This is a genomic window from Sorangium sp. So ce128 (assembly GCF_051525245.1).
GTDB lineage: Bacteria > Myxococcota_A > Polyangia > Polyangiales > Polyangiaceae > Sorangium > Sorangium cellulosum_B.
Map to the genome: position 1 here is coordinate 11,961,982 of NZ_CP150313.1, position 16,335 is coordinate 11,978,316.

18 protein-coding genes are annotated in these 16,335 nt (G+C 69.4%); 8 read left to right on the forward strand and 10 right to left on the reverse strand.

The features are described 5' to 3' along the window. Positions 1-233 precede the first annotated feature (233 nt). Together WME82_RS45350 and WME82_RS45355 are read left to right on the forward strand one after the other, a co-directional pair. Positions 234-842 (forward strand): hypothetical protein, encoded by a 609-nt coding sequence (locus tag WME82_RS45350; RefSeq protein ID WP_438040395.1) that lies wholly within the window; start codon positions 234-236, stop codon positions 840-842. Then, the gene (locus WME82_RS45355) at positions 842-1,402 is read left to right on the forward strand and encodes a hypothetical protein (protein ID WP_438040396.1); all 561 of its coding nucleotides are present in this window, start codon (positions 842-844) and stop codon (positions 1,400-1,402) included. The genes WME82_RS45350 and WME82_RS45355 overlap by 1 nt, the downstream gene beginning before the upstream one ends. Before the next feature lie 244 nt (positions 1,403-1,646). Here the strand turns inward: WME82_RS45355 and WME82_RS45360 are convergent, their stop codons facing one another. Then, on the reverse strand, positions 1,647-2,234 hold the full coding sequence (locus WME82_RS45360) for a hypothetical protein (protein WP_438040397.1): 588 nt from the start codon (positions 2,232-2,234) through the stop codon (positions 1,647-1,649). 290 nt (positions 2,235-2,524) lie between these two features. Between WME82_RS45360 and WME82_RS45365 the strand changes: the two genes are divergently transcribed. Further along, a complete protein-coding gene (locus WME82_RS45365) occupies positions 2,525-2,767 on the forward strand; it encodes a hypothetical protein (protein ID WP_438040398.1) in 243 nt (80 codons plus the stop codon). 21 nt (positions 2,768-2,788) lie between these two features. Here WME82_RS45365 and WME82_RS45370 read toward each other — a convergent pair whose 3' ends face one another. The 4 genes from WME82_RS45370 to WME82_RS45385 form a co-directional block, all read right to left on the reverse strand. Continuing rightward, positions 2,789-3,439, reverse strand: a complete 651-nt coding sequence (locus tag WME82_RS45370) for an NAD-dependent epimerase/dehydratase family protein (protein ID WP_438040399.1) — start codon at positions 3,437-3,439, stop codon at positions 2,789-2,791. Between the two features lie 66 nt (positions 3,440-3,505). After that, positions 3,506-4,261: a hypothetical protein gene (locus WME82_RS45375; protein WP_438040400.1), complete on the reverse strand. Its 756-nt coding sequence runs from the start codon at positions 4,259-4,261 to the stop codon at positions 3,506-3,508. A 658-nt stretch (positions 4,262-4,919) separates the two neighbouring features. Beyond that, positions 4,920-5,315, reverse strand: a complete 396-nt coding sequence (locus WME82_RS45380; RefSeq protein WP_438044994.1) for a GFA family protein — start codon at positions 5,313-5,315, stop codon at positions 4,920-4,922. A gap of 483 nt (positions 5,316-5,798) precedes the next feature. After that, entirely contained in the window at positions 5,799-6,740 is a 942-nt protein-coding gene (locus WME82_RS45385) for a DUF3829 domain-containing protein (RefSeq protein WP_438040401.1), read from the reverse strand. A 291-nt stretch (positions 6,741-7,031) separates the two neighbouring features. On the opposite strand from WME82_RS45385, the gene WME82_RS45390 reads away from it, so the two are divergent. Continuing rightward, complete coding sequence (locus tag WME82_RS45390; RefSeq protein WP_438044995.1) at positions 7,032-7,439, forward strand: transposase; 408 nt, start codon at positions 7,032-7,034, stop codon at positions 7,437-7,439. Here the strand turns inward: WME82_RS45390 and WME82_RS45395 are convergent. Next, the gene (locus tag WME82_RS45395; RefSeq protein WP_438040402.1) at positions 7,436-8,209 is read right to left on the reverse strand and encodes a hypothetical protein; all 774 of its coding nucleotides are present in this window, start codon (positions 8,207-8,209) and stop codon (positions 7,436-7,438) included. The two genes, WME82_RS45390 and WME82_RS45395, sit on opposite strands and share 4 nt — an antisense overlap. Between WME82_RS45395 and WME82_RS45400 the strand changes: the two genes are divergently transcribed. Beyond that, complete coding sequence (locus WME82_RS45400; protein ID WP_438040403.1) at positions 8,153-8,332, forward strand: transglutaminase N-terminal domain-containing protein; 180 nt, start codon at positions 8,153-8,155, stop codon at positions 8,330-8,332. The genes WME82_RS45395 and WME82_RS45400 overlap by 57 nt on opposite strands. A gap of 273 nt (positions 8,333-8,605) precedes the next feature. Here WME82_RS45400 and WME82_RS45405 read toward each other — a convergent pair whose 3' ends face one another. Then, the gene (locus WME82_RS45405; protein ID WP_438044996.1) at positions 8,606-9,040 is read right to left on the reverse strand and encodes a VOC family protein; all 435 of its coding nucleotides are present in this window, start codon (positions 9,038-9,040) and stop codon (positions 8,606-8,608) included. Between the two features lie 480 nt (positions 9,041-9,520). Between WME82_RS45405 and WME82_RS45410 the strand changes: the two genes are divergently transcribed. After that, on the forward strand, positions 9,521-11,131 hold the full coding sequence (locus tag WME82_RS45410; protein WP_438040404.1) for a hypothetical protein: 1,611 nt from the start codon (positions 9,521-9,523) through the stop codon (positions 11,129-11,131). 84 nt (positions 11,132-11,215) lie between these two features. On the opposite strand, the gene WME82_RS45415 is transcribed toward WME82_RS45410, so the two are convergent. Next, positions 11,216-11,689: an RNA polymerase sigma factor gene (locus tag WME82_RS45415; RefSeq protein ID WP_438040405.1), complete on the reverse strand. Its 474-nt coding sequence runs from the start codon at positions 11,687-11,689 to the stop codon at positions 11,216-11,218. 760 nt (positions 11,690-12,449) lie between these two features. On the opposite strand from WME82_RS45415, the gene WME82_RS45420 reads away from it, so the two are divergent. After that, on the forward strand, positions 12,450-13,526 hold the full coding sequence (locus WME82_RS45420) for a hypothetical protein (RefSeq protein WP_438040406.1): 1,077 nt from the start codon (positions 12,450-12,452) through the stop codon (positions 13,524-13,526). A gap of 162 nt (positions 13,527-13,688) precedes the next feature. Here WME82_RS45420 and WME82_RS45425 read toward each other — a convergent pair whose 3' ends face one another. Further along, positions 13,689-14,774 (reverse strand): hypothetical protein, encoded by a 1,086-nt coding sequence (locus tag WME82_RS45425; protein ID WP_438040407.1) that lies wholly within the window; start codon positions 14,772-14,774, stop codon positions 13,689-13,691. 173 nt (positions 14,775-14,947) lie between these two features. Between WME82_RS45425 and WME82_RS45430 the strand changes: the two genes are divergently transcribed. After that, on the forward strand, positions 14,948-15,478 hold the full coding sequence (locus WME82_RS45430; RefSeq protein WP_438040408.1) for a transposase: 531 nt from the start codon (positions 14,948-14,950) through the stop codon (positions 15,476-15,478). Positions 15,479-15,939: 461 nt separating this feature from the next. On the opposite strand, the gene WME82_RS45435 is transcribed toward WME82_RS45430, so the two are convergent. After that, positions 15,940-16,329, reverse strand: coding sequence for a hypothetical protein (locus WME82_RS45435; protein WP_438040409.1), 390 nt, complete (start codon positions 16,327-16,329; stop codon positions 15,940-15,942). Positions 16,330-16,335: the final 6 nt, after the last annotated feature.

A 16,335-nucleotide genomic window follows, 5' to 3' on the forward strand; every position in this document is an offset into this window, starting at 1 on the left:
TATGCTCTCGAAAGCACGCTGCTCCCGATCACGACCCACTCGTCCCCGCCTCGCTGAGTCTTGATCATCGCGACACGTCCATTCGAAACGCCTAAGGGTGAGTGGCTCGTGTTTCGTCATTTTTATGATCAGTGGTGAGTATCCTCACTGCAGGGAATTTCGCGGTGCGAGAGCGGCCCGTTGTCGCGCCTCTCCAAAGGCGAGTAATCTCTTTCTGAGATAGCGAACACGACATGAGCACGTACGAACTTCTCCAATGGTTGGGGCTCGGGGCGGGCGCGCTCGTCCTGGTCGCGATCGTGGCGGGCGCGATCAAGCTCTCGCGCGCGACGGACGCGGTCTGGCCGAACTGTGCGACGAGGTACGGGCTGACCTTCGATCAGCAGAACGAGGGCAGCGCGCTCACGTCACAGCGCCGCGTCAAGTCCCTCACCGGCGCCGTGCAGAACGTGCCGCTCCGCGTCATCTCCACCTGGAGCATGGTGGGCAACACCAGAACCACCTCCACGGCTTTCTATGCGCGCTCGTTGTATCCGGCGCCGCATCGCTTCTCGCTCCAGATCACGCGCGGCGCGGGTGGCCCGCAGCACCACCTGGTGCCGACGGGCGACCCGAACTTCGATCGCATGATTTCGCTCAGGAGCGACTCGCCCGCCCTCTCTCGTGCGCTCATGAACTCGGCGGTGCAGGCAGCGCTGCTCAAGCTGCCCATGAATCAGGTCGGGCTCTCTTACGACAACGGCGAGCTCTGTCTCTCCTACGGCGGTCAGCCGCTGAAGCCGGCCGAGCTCGAAGCCCCCATCGACGCCCTGGTCGCCCTGGGTCACTCGAGGCTCGCATGATGGCCTCACCCGCAGGCCCGCGGCAGGCGTACCTCCGAGACCTCGGAGCGGCCCACGGCTTCACGCTCGAAGAGCTCGAAATGAACCGGCAAGGGCGCCTTCATCCGGCGCAGGCCAAGCGCGGCAAGAGCTCCGGCATCGGCTGCGGGGTGTTCTTGCTCCTGCTCGGGTTACTCGTCGCCGCCGGGGGTGTCGGAGGTGCGCTCTACCTCTACGACGATTACTCGAAGCCGATTTCCGACACCGACATGAACGGGCTCTACGCGCTCGGCGGGGGCGGCGTCGTGCTGGGCGGGTTGCTCGGTATCGGCGCGCTGTTGATGTTCCGGAAGGTCAGCGCGAGGCGCAAGGCGTACGCCCAGAGCCCCGCGCTGGTCGCCCAGGGGCCGCTCCAAAAGGTGCACGTCGACGGCCGCGGCGGCATGCCGAGCCAATGGCGCTACGTGATCGGCGGAGTCGCCTTTGTCGTCTCGCAGAAAGCGTGGGAGCTCACGACGCACGGCGCCCACTACCGCGTGGTTCACCTGGCAGGCGATCTTCTGAGCATCGAGCCGCTGTGAGAGCTCGGGGCGGCCTCAAGTGATCTCCTCGATGGTCGCGCAATTGACGTCGCTCCCGACCTGAGCTTCGACGCCGCGTAGCTGAGCACACGACCCGCCCCCGTCATGGCGAGCGCACGCCGCCGTCGTCGGCGACTCGAGAGACCAGTCATTGCCGGTCGGCTTGGTGCCGGAGGCGTCCGGCGAGAGCCAGGCCGGCGCCGGTGCGCTGACGGCCAGCGCGCGTCGCCGCGGCGTCCCGCGCTCACGCGCGCGGGGCGAGCACCTGAAAGCGCCGTCCGCTGGATAACACGTACGGGTCCTCGCCGGTTGCGAGCACGTCGTGCTGCTGGCTCAGCTGATGACCCGGCTGGCAGCAGGCGAGCGTGTACGCGACGTTCCAGCGCAGCCGGGCGAGGACATCGTCGATGGGGACGTGGGCGTGCACGAACGTGACGAGCACGGGCATGTCGGGCAACGCGTTGAGCCGTTCGATGGCTGCGAAGACGTCGGCGCGTTGCCAGGCGAAGCGGCGGACGCCGAATCTGGTGCGCCAGGCCTCGACCAGCGGCTCGTTGAGCACCGGATCGACGCTGACGTTCTCAGCCTCCGTTTTCAGCGCGAACAACGCCCCGGTGCGAGCGTGGGCGCCGTCGCCGACGTGGATGACCCGGCACGGCGCGCCGGACATGAAGGGCCGCAGGTGCTCGAGCGCCGAATAGCTCTCGGTCATTTCCTTGGCGGGGCGCGTGGCTTTGGCGAAGAGCGGCCAGAGGGCTTCGAAAGACCCTCGACGCATCAGGCGATCCAGGTAGTCGCTGCTCGCTGGGCCAGCGTCGGTGTGCGGATTCACGGCGGTCGTTCTATCACCGGGCGCCGGAGCGCGTGGCCCAAAGCGAGAGCTCGACCGTTCGCCGTCAGCTTTGTTGGCATTTTTAGCGGGAAATTGAACAGGGAGACGGGGAGATTGGTGAGATGTTACTCCTCGTCTCCTCGCCTCCCTGTGAATTGTCCTGAAGAGTTCGAGCGGATGCTTCAGCCCGCCGTCCAGAGCCGCTTTCCGTCATCCGCCGCGGTCGTGCTGGTTCGCGCCCCGGCCAGATCGCGCGCGACGAGGCGCTGCACGCCGAGCTCGGGTGGCGCGTGCTCGCCCACTGCCTGGCCGAGGGGGGGCGCGAGGTGCGCGAGGCGGTCGGCGACGCGATGACCGGGCCGGCGCCGGCGCCGCCGGCGGACGACGCCGAGGTCGAGGGCGAGCGGAAGGAGCTGCAGGCCTTCGGCCAGCTCCCGCGCGCCGAGGCCGACGCCGCGTGGGACGAGACGTGGGCGGCGGCGCGGCGCGACGGGGAACGGATGCTCAAGCGGACGCTCGCCGTGGTCGGCTGATCCCGGTGAGGGGCGCGCGAGCTACGCCGAAGCGAGCGCCTTGATGTCGGCGACCTCGAGCACCTGCTTCGGCGCCCCGCTCGTCACGGAACGCACCATCGCGCGCTCCACTTCTTCGAGCTTCAGGGCCGGGAACACGAGCTTCATGAGCGGGACGAGCGGAAGCAGGAAGCGGTAGGCTCGCTTCAGGTTCTTCTGTCCCGGCACCGGCGTCATCAAGCCCGGCCGGAAGTTGTAAACGCCGCGAAAGGGCAGGCGCATCAGCGCGTTCTCGGCCTTGCCCTTCACGCGCGCCCACATCACCCGGCCCTGCTCGCTCGAGTCGGTTTGCGCGCCCGAAACGTGCGTGAGCACCATGCCGGGATTGAGGCGCGCGAGCGCCGTCGCGAAGGCGAGCACCGTATCGTACGTGATCGCCGTGTAGTCCGCCTCGCTCATGCCGACCGAGCTCACACCGGCGCAGTAGAAGCACGCGTCGTAGCCCGAGAGCCGCGCTTCGAAGGCGCCGAGCTCGCGAAAGTCGGGGATCAAGCACTCCTCGAGCTTCGGGTGCGCGTGCCCCGACGGCCGGCGTGCCACCGACAGGACCCGCTCGACCGTGGGATCCGCGAGACAAGCGAGCATCACGCCTTCGCCGACCATGCCGGTCGTTCCGGTAACGATGACCTTCATGGCCGCCATCTTCGACCCGAAGCGCCGACGGCGTAAACCCTGGAACGAGCGAGCGTACCCTTTCTTTCACCTGGATGGCGGCCTCCGGATCTCGATCCGATTCGTGTAGCTGCCGGCGGCGTGACCCACGCTGTCCCAGCCGCGCCCCACGCTCGTCCCGGCCAGCGTGAGCGTGAGATAGGCCGCGGACGAAGGGTCGTTCGAGGCGAGCCCGAACTCGAACGCATTCTGCGGCAGGCCCCAGCCGGCGGTGGGCGAGAGCTCCGTCGAGAGCTGCCGTGACCAGTCGACGAAGACGATCGTCGCGAGCTCGCGGGGTGGCGACTCTCCCTTCTCGACGAGCAGGACGCTCAGGGGTTCGCCGCGGGCGAGCCGGCCTTCGCCGAGCGTCGTGAACGGCCCCTTCTCGGCGTCGCTCGCCTGGACGACGCGAAACGTGCCGCCGGCGTCGAGGTACGCGAAGCGCGCGGGCGCGCCGAACGGATAGTCGAAGTGGATCACCTCGACCACGACCTCGGGGCAAGGCGAGAACCGCAAGCCGAGCCGGCGATGGCCGGTGATCGAGACGCGCGTGAAGGAGTTCAGGTGCGAGAACACGGGCACCTGAAGCGCGGTTCGCGCGTCGATGGCGGCAGATTGATCCGACGTGGCCCTCACGCGCAGGCTCCCCTCGTCCGCGTAGTCCACCGCGAGCTCGCGATCGGCGCGCTCGAGACGACGAACGGGCGAGTCGCCGCGCCATTGCAGGGGCGCGAACACGGTCCAGAAACGATCCGGCGAGCGCGAAATGAACTCGAGCCGCGGCTCGACCACGATGCTCACCGCACCCGCCTGCACCGAAACCTCACCCGAGTCCGCTTCCGCTCGAAGCCACGGAGCCACGTCGAACGAAGCGGGCCCAGCGAGTGCTCGCGTCCAACGATCGCCGCCGCGCTCGACTTCGGGCGCAGCAAACGGAGCTGTCGAGGGCTCCGGCGCCCGCTGCGCGGCCACGAACCCCGCACCGCAAGCGACACCGGGCAGCGCAGCGAGCCAGGTCAGCCGCGGCGGGACCCCGAACCGCCACCACGCCATCGCGAGGCCCATCGACAAGACCACCGCCAGACAACCCGCACCGAACGCGACCGTCCCGCCGCTCTCCGAGAACATGGTCCCCGCAGCGAGAGCAACCCCGAGCCACGTCGCCGGAAAGAGCAACAGCAACACACGCGCACCCGTCGAACGTCGCGCGGCCAGAACACCGACGGCGATCACGCTCCCGACCGCGACCGCCGGCAGAGCGCGGTTCGCGAAGAAACGCGCGTGAAGGAGGGGAAAACCGCCGGGAAGCAGCACCCAAGCTGCAATCGCGGCGGCAGCATGCGCGAGCAACGCCAGCGACCACGACACCCCGACGAGCGCCGTCAACGTCGCTCTGGAGCGGCCAGCTGCTCCGCGATCAGGAGAGATTCGTTCTTTCAGAAGCCAGCTGCTCCTTGGATCATGCCATGTGCTCGATGCCAGCGGGCATGTTGACCCAGGAGTGCATGCGCTCCTCGTAGACCGAGAACGTTGGGGCTGGAAACTCAGGATCGGCGAATGCACCAACGGGTATTGCCACGAACGCTGGATGACCTTCGAGGGTGTAGTAGACGGTGGAACCGCAGCGAGGACAGAACCTGAAAATGCTTCTTGTGCCTTCGTCTCCGACGCGGACGAACTCGACGCTCTCGCCGACGAGGGTGACTGCTTCGCTTGAGAAGCGAGCCTGAGCACCGAAGACGCTGCCGGTGCGGCGCTGGCACGCTAGACAGTGGCACACCGAAACGCGAACAGGCTCGCGAGCAGTTCTCGCTTGTAGCTGGCCGCAGCTGCAGGATGCTATTCGAGGTGTCATGGACAGTGAAGTGGTTTCCATTGCGCCGCCTGACTATCAGTCGATTGGTCAACCGAGATCGCCGGACCAGGTCCGTCTAGCTCGTCGCCTTTTGTAACCTCCCCCCACGGAAAGTCTCACGGATCGGCTCTGCGCCGCAAGGCTCAAATGCTGTCCCGCGCCATAGGGTAGACCCGTCGAACACCGGCGGCAGTCGCTGCCTTTCCAGGGGGCCGGGGGCGCGTGGAGGGGGCGGCGGACGCGCTCCTACGCCGAAGATCCCGCTTGTGAGGTACCATGGCGTGATCGCGCCTCGCTCGTCGTGGCGCTCTCTCGTGACGCCCAAACCCCCGGCCCAGCTTGCCAATCAGCGGCATGACCACAATCTGGGTCCCTTCCCTCCCGTGAGCGCTCGCCCGCTCTTTTTTGGACACGCTACACAGTCACGCCCCGGACGAGAACCGTGTTTCACGGTGCCGGCCAGGGCGCGTGCCGGATCCAGCGTTATTTCAGCAGGTTGTTCGCTTCGAGGCTTCGGAGCGAGTTCGAGAGGCTGACCAGGCTGTTGTAGTTCGAGGTCATGCTCTCGCTGATCGAGTCGAGCTGCTCTTCCTTTTCCTTGCCCTCGATGCCGCGCTTCAGCTTCTTCGCCTCGGCGAAGAAGCGGTCGGCGGCGTCCGCGTAGGCCTTGAACGTCGCCTGCGGCGTGCCCTTCCCCTTGGTGAAGGCCTGGAGCTCGTTGTACGCGGTTTCGACCGTCGGATAGAGCGCCAGGAAGCCGTCACGCTTCACGCTCACGAGCTTGTTCGCCTGATGGTTGAAGTAGCGAAACTGGTAGCTGTATGTGTTCTTGTCGGTGTGTTCCTTGAGCTCCTCCTCGGCCTGATTGCGCGCGATCTCGGAAAGCGCCGTTTCGAACTTGTCGATGTCCTCGCGAAACGCAGCGGCCTCCTGCAGGAACTGGGTGTGCAGCGTCTTGCCCTTGGCGCCCTTGTCGTCCTTGAAGTCCTCGGCCTGGAAGTAGCCGTGCACGGACTTGTAGGTGACGGCGACCTTCTCGATGTCCGTGACCGTCGCGCTCGCGAGCGGTTCCAGGTGCTTGAGTGAATCGGGCGCGATCTTGGCGGCCGCCGCGAACTCCTTCTTCGCTTCGGCGATCTTGCCCTCGGCCGACGTGTGCTTGGGGAACAGGTGATGCTTCTTGCCTTCCACCGGCCCACTCTCCGGGAACTCCCGGTAGTAGTTCTTGATCATGTCCTGCGGGTCGCCGATCAGCGCGTTGAAGCCAGTCGCGTAGTGACCCATCGCCTCTACCGCCGTGGAGCTCTTCGCTGGATCGTTCGAGTTCCCCTGCACGGCGTCGGTGGCCATGCCCGCGATCTTCTTGCAGGCGGGAGCGCCCGCCGTCACGAGCACCAGCGCCAACACCCTGTACAAAGCACGCATCGCTGCTCTCACCCTTTTTTTCGTGGTTTTCTGCCCATCGGAGAGCCGCCTATCGTACGAAGTCGATAGGCAGGTCTTCCTGCTCGAGCCACATTACCTCGAAAGTCGTCCGCGTTTACACACCTTTCGCGAGCGCCGCTCGGCACATGGCCGGCCGGTGGATCGAGACATAAAGAAACGCGCACCTCGCTCACTTCAGTCGTGAGTCGTACCCAACAATGCGGGCCAGCGAGCCTGATGCAAGAATCGCGCCTGCCTCAAGGTGACGGCCGATGACGAAACAGTCTGGCCATCGCCGCGGATGACGATCAGGGTCGCGAGAGGCTCGTGCGGTGCTGCATCCGCCCGGCCTTCGCACTCGATCGAATCGAGCTCCTGCCCGACGGGGGCACAGCGTACTTGATGAAGACACCTCGGCGGGGACGCACTCACCGCGTCATGAGTCCAATGGAGTTCATGGCCCGGCCCGCGGCTTTGTTTCCTACGCCGAAGCTCCCGCTTGTGAGGTACCATGGCGTGATTGCGCCTTGCTCGTCGTGGCGCTCTCTCGTGACGCCCAAACCCCCGGCCGCCGTCGTCGAGGCACGGCTGCGCCCGGAGCACGCCGCCCCAGCCCTGCGACGGGGCAAGCGGGGGTCTGATGGGCCAAAAACGGCTCGCCAGGCGCCGTCCCCGCGCGGCTTGACACCGACGCGCTAGCGCGCCCCACGCGCGGCACCCACGCGCGCAATCGTGCCCATCCATCCGATCACCGAAAGCGCCGCGAGCTTCTGGAGCGCTGGCAAAAAGACGTGGCAGCCCGGCACCGCAATCGCATACGCGTAGTACGCGGCGTCCGCGCTGCCGAGCGCGAGCGAAAGCGCGCCGAGCCACGCCGAAAAGCGCAACGGTGACGAGCGGCTTTCGCCCGCATTGCGCCCTGCAAACGCGCCGGTCACGCCCAGGAGCGTCGCCAGCAGCGCGGGGAGCGTCGCGACGAATACCGACACTTCGTGGAGCAGCGGCGAGACCACGGACGGCAGCCACGCGATCAGGTTCGTGCCGGCGGCGGAGAGCAGCCCGAGCACCCGAACCGTGCCGCCGAGCCGGCCGCCGAGCAGGGCGCCGTGAACCCACCAGAACGGGACGAGCGCCAGGGAAAAGCAGACGAACGAGGCCTGCGCGAGCGAGCGCGCGCGCGTGTTGTCCGCCCCGCGCTGGGTCACGGGCTGCGTGAGGTCGCAGAAGAAGTTGCCCCAGAATTCGTAGCCGGGCGCGTTCGCGTCGCAGAAGGTGCCGCCCGGATACGCGGCCGCGGCGAGCGCGGTGAGGACGAGAAACGCGGAGACCCCGACCAGGATCAGCGCGGATGCGACGCGGGTAGGCTGCCCCACGCGCTCGAGAATAGCACGAGGGCCGAGGCGTTCCGGGTCATGCTCGAAGCTCCGGCGCGCCCGGGCCGCTTCACCGTGGTGTATCGCGTCACGCACGTCACGAGCTACGAGTACGCGGAGCCCGTTTCCATCTGCCACAACGAGGCGCGGCTCACGCCGCGGTCCACGAGGCCTGGAGCACGCCGCCCCAGCCCTGCGACGGGGCAAGCGGGTGTCTGATGGGCCAAAACAAAAGCAGCTCGTCAGGCGCCGTCCCGGCGGGGCTTGATACGGGCGAACGTTCTACGGTTTCCTATCCGCCCCATCGCGCCAACCTACAACGACGGTGCGGCGCATGGCCGGGGCTGGCCGGCGATCTTCCCGCAGGCGCGCGGCGCCTTCGAGGGGCGGCGTGAGCCCGGCCGGCCAAGGCGCGCCGCGCGGGCCGGGGGCTGAGCGGCGGGGGCATGGAGGGGCCCCGGAGGGGTCGACGTGGGGTCGACCCTGGTTGGTTCAACCCGAAGCCTCCAGCAACGCCGCGTCGTGCGCCTCGGCCCCGGGCCCGAGCGGCTGGCCGTAGGAGAACTCGATGTAGTTGCCGTCCGGGTCCTTGAGCGCGCAGAAATAAGCCACCGGATAGGGCAGCTCCTTGGGCGGCCAGACGAGGTGCGCTCCGCCGCGGCGCGCGATCTCGTCGACCTCGGCGCGGCTCTCGAGCGCAAACCCGAAATGACTCATGTCCTCCGGCGCCTGCGGCGCGCGCTGGCCGCCCTCGATCATCACCAGGACGAACGTCCGCTCCTTCCCTTCCTCGGCGAGCCAGGCGACCCGCGTGCCGGCGTCGCTGCGCTCGTGAACCACCTTGAGCCCGCAGAACTCGCGATAAAAGGCGATCGTCGCGTCGAGGCTGCCTACGTGGAGCGCGACGTGGGTCATCATCGGTTTCATCATAAACTCCCCTTCTTTACTCCCCGGCAGCGTAGCAGACGAGCAGGCGCGGGAGCGGCGGGGCCGCGCCCCGGCGCGTGATGCTCGGCGACGGCGTTGCCCTCATGCACACGCCGGGCTACACCATGGGGAATCACTCGCTCGTGGTGGACACCTCCGAGGGGCTCCGCGTGTGATGATCGCGAGGTGCCGCGCGCCCACGCTGCTGGGGATCCGGTCTCCGTCGTCGCGAGCAGCGACGGCCACGGACGTGGCGGGAGAGCGTTTCGGACGTCACTCCCAAGGACGCCCGCTCCTGTTGCGACGCGCACTGACCTGCTCTAACCCTGGGTTCCAGAGGCGCGTGGGCCTCAACGAGCTGGAGTGTGTGTCGTGGGCGCAGTCTGCCGCCGCCGGAGTCCCGCCCGTCGCGCAGCGCTCATCGCTTGCGCGGTGCGCCGGCCAATGGCTAGCTATGACGAGTCCCATCGGGAGGGAGCCATGCAGCTTAACGTGGGTAGCCCGCGCGCTGTCCAGAGCATCTACTTCCTCGCGATCGCCCCGGCGCTCTTCGCCTACTGCATGTCGGGCACGTTGCTCAGCGACGAGAGCATGTACGTCACCGCCGGGGCTCTGGCCCAGGACGGCGAGCTGTATGGCGATTTTGCCTATCTTCAAGCGCCGGTGCTGCCGCTCCTCTACGCCGCCCTGTTCCGGAGCGCTGCGCCGGGCCACGATTACCTCCACGTCGCGCGCGTGGTGACATTCTGCTTCCTGCTCACGGGCGTCGTCGCGATCTACGCGGCAACGCGGCGGCTGCTCGGCCCCTCCCACCGGGCGGCGCCCGCCCTCGCGGCCACGCTCTTCGCCGGCAACCATGTCATCGGGCAGCGCGCGGGGTCGTCGTGCAACGACATGGCAGCGCTCACCCTCTGCGTCGCGGGGGTGTGCTGCCTGCTCCCGCCCCTCGGGGCGCCCGCGCCTCCGCGCCTGGGCCGCGCGCTGCTGGCCGGGTTCCTCGTGGCCCTGGGGGTCTCGACCAAGATCTATCACGCGCCGCTCCTCGCGCTGTCACCCGTCCTCCTGCTCGCGTGCTCGCAGGCGGCTCCGCCGCGGGATCGCCTCGGGGCGCCGTTCCTCTCCTACCTCGGCGGCGCGATGCTCGGCCTGGCCCCCGTCTTCATCGAGCTCGCGCGCGAGGGGCGGGTCTTCGTGTTCAACGTGATCACGTATCACACGGTGAACTCGCGGTGGCGCGTCATGGAAAGTCACCATTATACCTCGCTGTCCGGCAAGGCGAGGGCCCTCTGGGACGTGCTGGCGATGCCGACGGCGGGCATGCTCGTCGCCCTCCTGGCGGCGCTGGTCCTCGTTGTTGCCTGGACCGCCTGGAGGGATCGACGTCCCCTTCGTACCGTGTTCCCGACCGACGCAGCCGTCCTGGCATCGCTCGCCGGCGCCGCCTTCGTGACCGCCCTCGTGACCTCTCCGGTCTGGGGACATTACTTCATGATGGTCGTCCCCTTGTCGCTGCTCGCCGGCGCCGCCTGTTATCGCTCGCTCGCGCAGCGCCCGGCGAGCCCCTGGCTGCGCGTCTGGTCGGCGCTCGCGATCGCCGTGGCCCTCTTCCACGGGGTCCGGCTCGCTCGCTACCTCCCGCACCTCGCGCGGCCCACCGGCTGGAGGCCGGCGGAGGTCCACGCCGAGGGCCTGAGGCTCCGCGACGCGATCGTCGCGGCGGGCGGCGCGCGCGCCGCGTCGGGGAGGGTGGCGACGCTCTTCCCTCTTTACGCCGTGGAAGGGGGCCTCCCCGTCTATCCGGAGCTCGCGACGGGCGCGTTCCTCTACCGCGTCGGCGACCTCGTCCCCGCATCCGTCCGTGCCGCCGTGGTGGCGACCTCACCCCTGACGATCGGTGAGCTCCTGGAGCGCGAGCCCCCTGGGGCCATCCTCGTCGGCTTCGAGACCGAGCACGGTCTCGAGGCCCCGCTCCTCCGGTACGCCCGCGAGCACCACTACCGCGAGGCAGCTGCGGGGGGCCTGAAAGGCACCCTCTACGTGCGGCCGGCGCCCGGGGGCGGCCCGATCGCGGACGGTGGAGCTACGCACTGAAGCCGGCCTCGGGATCTCGGCGCGCACTCGGCGAGGAGCGCCGCGGTGGCGCCTCACCGGCTCTTCTCGACGCAGCGCCGGTCCTCATCCTCGTCGCGGACGAAGCGCCCGGGTTAGCGCCGCGATCCCGCGGGCGCGCCAGCGGTAGGCCGTGCTGACCGGCGCGTCCTGCTGCTCGGCAGCCTCCTCCATCGACATCTCGAACATGTCGTGAGCTGCGATCACCGCGCCCTCGTGCTCGGGCAGCTGGTGCAAGATGTTGCCGCGGTAGGGCCCACCCGTGACCATCGCGAGCTCGACAGAGACGATGATGCCGGTTGCAACCGCCTTGAGCGACAGCGGCTCACGCGACCGAAACCAGACCAGGAGACATCCGAGCGACGCGCACATCGCCGCGAGCTCGACGGCCAGATAGAGACGCTGGAGGTCTGCGCCGCGCGGGTAGGTCGCCACCATGAAGGCCATGGCGGCTGCGTAGGCGATCAGGACGCCCCAGGGCCGGCGCCCCGCTGCGCGGGCGCCTGCGGCGGCCTGGATTCCCTGGCGCCGGCCGTGCATCGGGGCGCGATGCTGTCCCCGGCGCCGGAGAGCAGGCTTCGCGGCAGAGGCACCGTACATACGGCGTATATCCCAGGTATCGCCTGGTCTGCGATCTCCCTCAGCACAGCCGTCGAGAGCGCCTATCGCTTCTGATGGCAATCACAGCGCGCGTCGCCTTGCGCGCCCTACGATGTGGGCTCCCTTCGCGCAGGAGAGGCCGTGACGCCAGCGTGGCCGCGCCGATCGCGATCGGCGCGGCACGCCGCAGTCACGCGATCACGGCAGCACCTCGCGGCTCGGGCACTCGCCTTTGCCCGGGAAGTCGCCGAGCGTGCGCGCCTGCGCGACCACGTAGTCGTACGCCGTCTCGACCGGGCCGCCGAGGGCGCCGGCGAGGTTCTACTCCGCCGGTGTGCGGCGGGGCGTGGGGGGACGCCCGCCGGCGTGCGGCGGGGCGTGGGGGGACGCCCGCCGGCGTGCGGCGGGGCGTGGGGGGACGCCCGCCGGCGTGCGGCGGGGCGTGGGGGGACGCCCGCCGGCGTGCCCGCCGGCAGGCGGCCGGCCATCCCAGCCATCGCGCGACGACGCCGTTCGCCGGTCACCTCGCGACGTCGCTCCAGTCCCCATCCCAGGTGACATCTCTCAGGTTGGGGGGAGATGTCGCCGGTACACCTCGCGCACCCTTTTTCGGCTCCGGCGCACGATTTCGCAACAATCCTGGGGACCTTGCCGGAAATAGTAGGGATGACGACGGGTGACAGATGACGGCGCTCCGCTCATGTCCGGACCGCTCCTCGCCCGCAGCCGGATCCGGAGGATGAACCGCGCCGCGCTGCCGCTCGCTGCATCGCTCTTCCTGACGGCGCCCGTGGCGCTCGCGCAGGTCGCGCCGCGCGGCGCGCGCCTGTCCTACACGCGGGGCCCTGACACCGAGGGGTGCCCCGAGGAGCCGAGCCTCCGGGAGATCGTCGCGAGCCAGCTCGGCGGGGTCGACCCGTTCGTGCGCGACGGCGCGTGGCACATCGAGGTGGTCATCCGGCGCAAAGGGCCGGCGTTCCAGGGAGAGATCGCGCTTCACGACCGCGATGGCCGGGCGCTCGGCCGCCAGGAGCTCTCGAGCCCGATCTGCGGCGTGCTCGTGGGGGACATCGGCCTCGCCCTCAGCGCCGTCATGCGCCCGTTGCTGCCACCAGGGCCTGCACCGGGGAGAGTTCCCACCTCGCCGCCCTCAGGGCCGCCGCCCCCGTCGGCGCCGGGAGACGCCGCGCCACCCGTCTCGCCGGACGCGCCGCCCAAGGCGCCGGCCTCGAAGCCGCCGCATCCGGTCGCTGCGCCGGCCCGACCCGTTCCGCGCCCGAGGCCGCCGCCGGATCGCCCGCGCCTCCAGGTGGGCGCCGGGGTGCTCCTCGGCGCCGGCGTGGCGCCGTCGGTGGCGGTCGGGTTCTCGGGGTTCGCCGGCGTCCGCTGGGAGAGGTTCTCGCTCTCGCTGGAGGCCCGCGGGGATCTTCCGATCGATGCCGAGCCTTACCGCGGTTGGATCTACGGCGTGTCCGGGGTGAGCGGCTCGCTCGTTCCCTGCGGTCACGCGGACTGGTTCTTCGGCTGCGCCCTCGCCACGGCAGGCGGGCTGTGGAACGTCAGGGACAGCACCGGCAGGGAGCTCGCGCTGCCCTATGCAGGGCTCGGGTTTCGTGCGGGTCTGGAGGTGCCGCTTTCGGCCCGCCTCGCCGGGCAGCTCAGCGGCGACCTCTTGATCAACATACATCGGACGCACATTCGACCGCTCCATGGCGAAGGGTGGTCCGCGGCGCCCGTCTCGGAGGCGGTGGCACTCCGCCTGGTCGCTTTCTTCTGAACCTCCGTGTGGTTTCGCGAAGCGTCGGACGCGCCCGCGGGAGCGATTCCCATGAGGCGGTTGCGAGCGCGTGCAGCGCGCTGGGGTCGCGGGCGCGTCTCTCGCGGCCTACCACCTCCTGGCGAGGCCGCTGTTGCGCCCCATGCGGAACAAGCCGTCGACTCAGGCCGGTACAGAGCTGGTGTGGTGACAGCAGAACGTCGCCGCCGCGGTCGGCGCGATGCTGCCCACCGGCTCGCCGCCGAATGGTTCGCATCGTCCGGGATCGAGGCCGACGACGCTCACCGACTTGCTCCCGAGCGCTGTCCCGGAAGCGACGGTCCCGCAGTAGGGGGCGTCGGAGGTGATCACCTGGCCCGCTACGAGCTGCGAGCACCCTTCGTCGCGGAACGCGGAGGCCAGCACGCTGCACGTCGCTCCGGTGGGCTCGGTGCAGCCGCACGGCGCACAGCCGCGTGTGTCCTCCACGCCGGCGTAGAAGACGTGCCGGTCCGGGTACGTGGCGGGGCAGTCCTGCTCTCCCTCGTGGTGGATGCACGTGAGGAATCCCTCGGGAGGCGCGGCGTCGCCGATCGGCGGTGCCGGCGTGCAGGTCATGCCCGGATCCGCGCACGGCGGGGACGCGTTTCCGGTACACGCCCGGGCGACGATCGCGAAGCTCCCCGCCGTCGCGGGCTCGTCGGGGTTCTCCGGCGCCTCCGCGACCCTCGGTGCGCAACCTGCGGAGACGACGCGAGGCGCCTGGATCGCGAGCGACTGCACGCACGGGACGCCACCGCAGGTCCGTCCGGTCTCGACGGCATTCACCGAGGTACAGGTCCCGTTCCACCCAGCCGGGGCAGCGAACGAGGTTGCGGGAGCCTCGGGGCCGCCACACGGGAAGCTGGCGAAGGCCCTCCATTCCGTCGGCACCTCGCACGTCGCCTCGGGCGGGTCGCACGCGCAGGCGGGGCACGTGTGCGGGGCCGGAGCCGCGAAATCCGCGTAGCCCTCGTAGCCGACGATCGGCGCGGTCGCAGGGCAGCTCGGCACGCCGTCGGGGGAGCCGATCCAGAGCAGCGCAGGCTCGGACCACCCGAGCGGCTCCTTCGGTACGCACTGCCCTGCGCAGACCTCTGCTGCCGGGATCAGGTCGCCGAAATCGGACGCGATGGCGACATCCGTGTCGTCCTCGGCCGCGCAGTCATCGCCGCCATCGCCGCCACCCCCGCACCCGCCAGCTCCGCCGGCGTCGGGGGGCTCGAGCACCTCACAAGGCGTTCCCTTGGGTCCTTGGTCCTCATCCCACGGGCATATGTATCCGGTCGACGACCCGCATCCGCCGGACGTGACCCCGAGCCCCAGCCCGAGCGTGCTCGCACAGCAGATCGCCACGATCCTACGCTGCCAACGTCGCGCCCGCGCCGCCATCGCCTCTCCTCATGATATGCGGCGCCGTCGAGGGGCGTCGCGGTAAGCGCGGTCACGTTACCAGGGGACCCCAGGGCGCCGCAAGACAAACCCGGGGGCAGACCACCCCCGTTGGATCGCATTACGAAGAGCGCATCGCAGCGGATGACGATCAGGGTCGCGAGAGGCTCGTGCGGTACTGCACCCGCCCGGCCTTCGCACTCGCTCGAATCGAGCTCCCGCTCGATGGGCGCATAGTGTACTTGCTGAAGACACCTCGGCGGGGACGCACTCACCGCGTCATGTGTGCAATGGAGTTCATGGCCCGGCTCGTGGCTTTGATTCCTACACCGAAGATCCCGCTTGTGAGGTACCATGGCGTGTTCGCGCCTCGCTCGTCGTGGCGCTCTCTCGTGACGCCCAAACCCCCGGCCGCGCCGCGAAGCCTGAACCGTGCCTCGGCCCGCTGCACCCGCGTCGCCCGCGTCCACGTCGCCCGCACTAGCATCAGCGGGAGCCGCGACGCCCCCCACGTGGTCGTCGTCGGCGTCGCGTTCGTCTAGACTCGGAGCATGCTGGAACCGCTGTCGGAGGTCCGTCGACTCGGAAGCCTGAGCTTCGCGAAGCGGGGGCGGGCGCTTGCCCTGCTCGCCCGCGGCTGGGATCAGGCCACGGCCGATCGGGTCATGGCTGCGCTGGATGGGGGCGACGGCGACGAGCGGCGGCTGGCGCTGGACCTGGCGACCTATCGCCGGGACGTGGCGCGCATCGAGAGGGCGCTACGCGACCCCATGATGCGCCGGGCCGCGCTTTCCTCGGCGCGCCGGGTGCCGGTGTCGGACGAAGCGTTGCTAGAGGTGCTGCGCGAGGGGAATCGCCGCGAGGCCCGCGGGGTGGTCTTGATCATGCAAAGGCACCGCCTCGTCGCCCAGGCGACGGCGGTCATTCCCCTGGTCATCGCAAGGCATGGTGTGGGGCTCGCGACACGCCTCTTCGCGACATGCGATCTCGACACGCTGGAACATCACGCGGCCGAGCACGAGGCCGCGTGGCGCGAGCTGGTGACGCGCGCGCCGGAGCGGGGCCTTCGGGTGGCGCTGGCGACGAGGCGCAAGATCACGGCGGACGAGGGCACGCTGTTCTGCACCCGATATCCCAGGGAGGCCCTGGCGCTGCTCGTGCGGCGGGATGCCTTGCATGCGAGGGCGATCCACGCCCTGGTGATGGCTTGCCCGGCCGAGCTGCTCGAGGTCCTGCGCCGGAACGACTGGACTGTCTCTCTCGCGAGCGGCCCGCCTCCCTCCGGATCGCCGCCGATCTCGACGCTGCCGGCCGAGGATGTGCTGGAGCTCCGGAACCGGTGCAAGCCCCTCGACGCCTCCGCCGATCCGCTCTTCCGCTTCCTGCCCCTCACCGAGCG

Excerpts from the sequence above, each read along its gene's own strand:
- WME82_RS45370 (WP_438040399.1), bottom strand. The coding sequence starts at position 3,439 with ATGAAGGTCATCGTTACCGGAACGACCGGCATGGTCGGCGAAGGCGTG.
- WME82_RS45380 (WP_438044994.1), bottom strand. The coding sequence starts at position 5,315 with ATGACACCTCGAATAGCATCCTGCAGCTGCGGCCAGCTACAAGCGAGA.
- WME82_RS45355 (WP_438040396.1), top strand. The coding sequence starts at position 842 with ATGGCCTCACCCGCAGGCCCGCGGCAGGCGTACCTCCGAGACCTCGGA.
- WME82_RS45415 (WP_438040405.1), bottom strand. The coding sequence starts at position 11,689 with ATGCACGGCCGGCGCCAGGGAATCCAGGCCGCCGCAGGCGCCCGCGCA.
- WME82_RS45430 (WP_438040408.1), top strand. The coding sequence starts at position 14,948 with ATGATATGCGGCGCCGTCGAGGGGCGTCGCGGTAAGCGCGGTCACGTT.
- WME82_RS45385 (WP_438040401.1), bottom strand. The coding sequence starts at position 6,740 with ATGCGTGCTTTGTACAGGGTGTTGGCGCTGGTGCTCGTGACGGCGGGC.
- WME82_RS45405 (WP_438044996.1), bottom strand. The coding sequence starts at position 9,040 with ATGAAACCGATGATGACCCACGTCGCGCTCCACGTAGGCAGCCTCGAC.
- WME82_RS45400 (WP_438040403.1), top strand. The coding sequence starts at position 8,153 with ATGCTCGAAGCTCCGGCGCGCCCGGGCCGCTTCACCGTGGTGTATCGC.
- WME82_RS45420 (WP_438040406.1), top strand. The coding sequence starts at position 12,450 with ATGTCCGGACCGCTCCTCGCCCGCAGCCGGATCCGGAGGATGAACCGC.
- WME82_RS45350 (WP_438040395.1), top strand. The coding sequence starts at position 234 with ATGAGCACGTACGAACTTCTCCAATGGTTGGGGCTCGGGGCGGGCGCG.
- WME82_RS45410 (WP_438040404.1), top strand. The coding sequence starts at position 9,521 with ATGCAGCTTAACGTGGGTAGCCCGCGCGCTGTCCAGAGCATCTACTTC.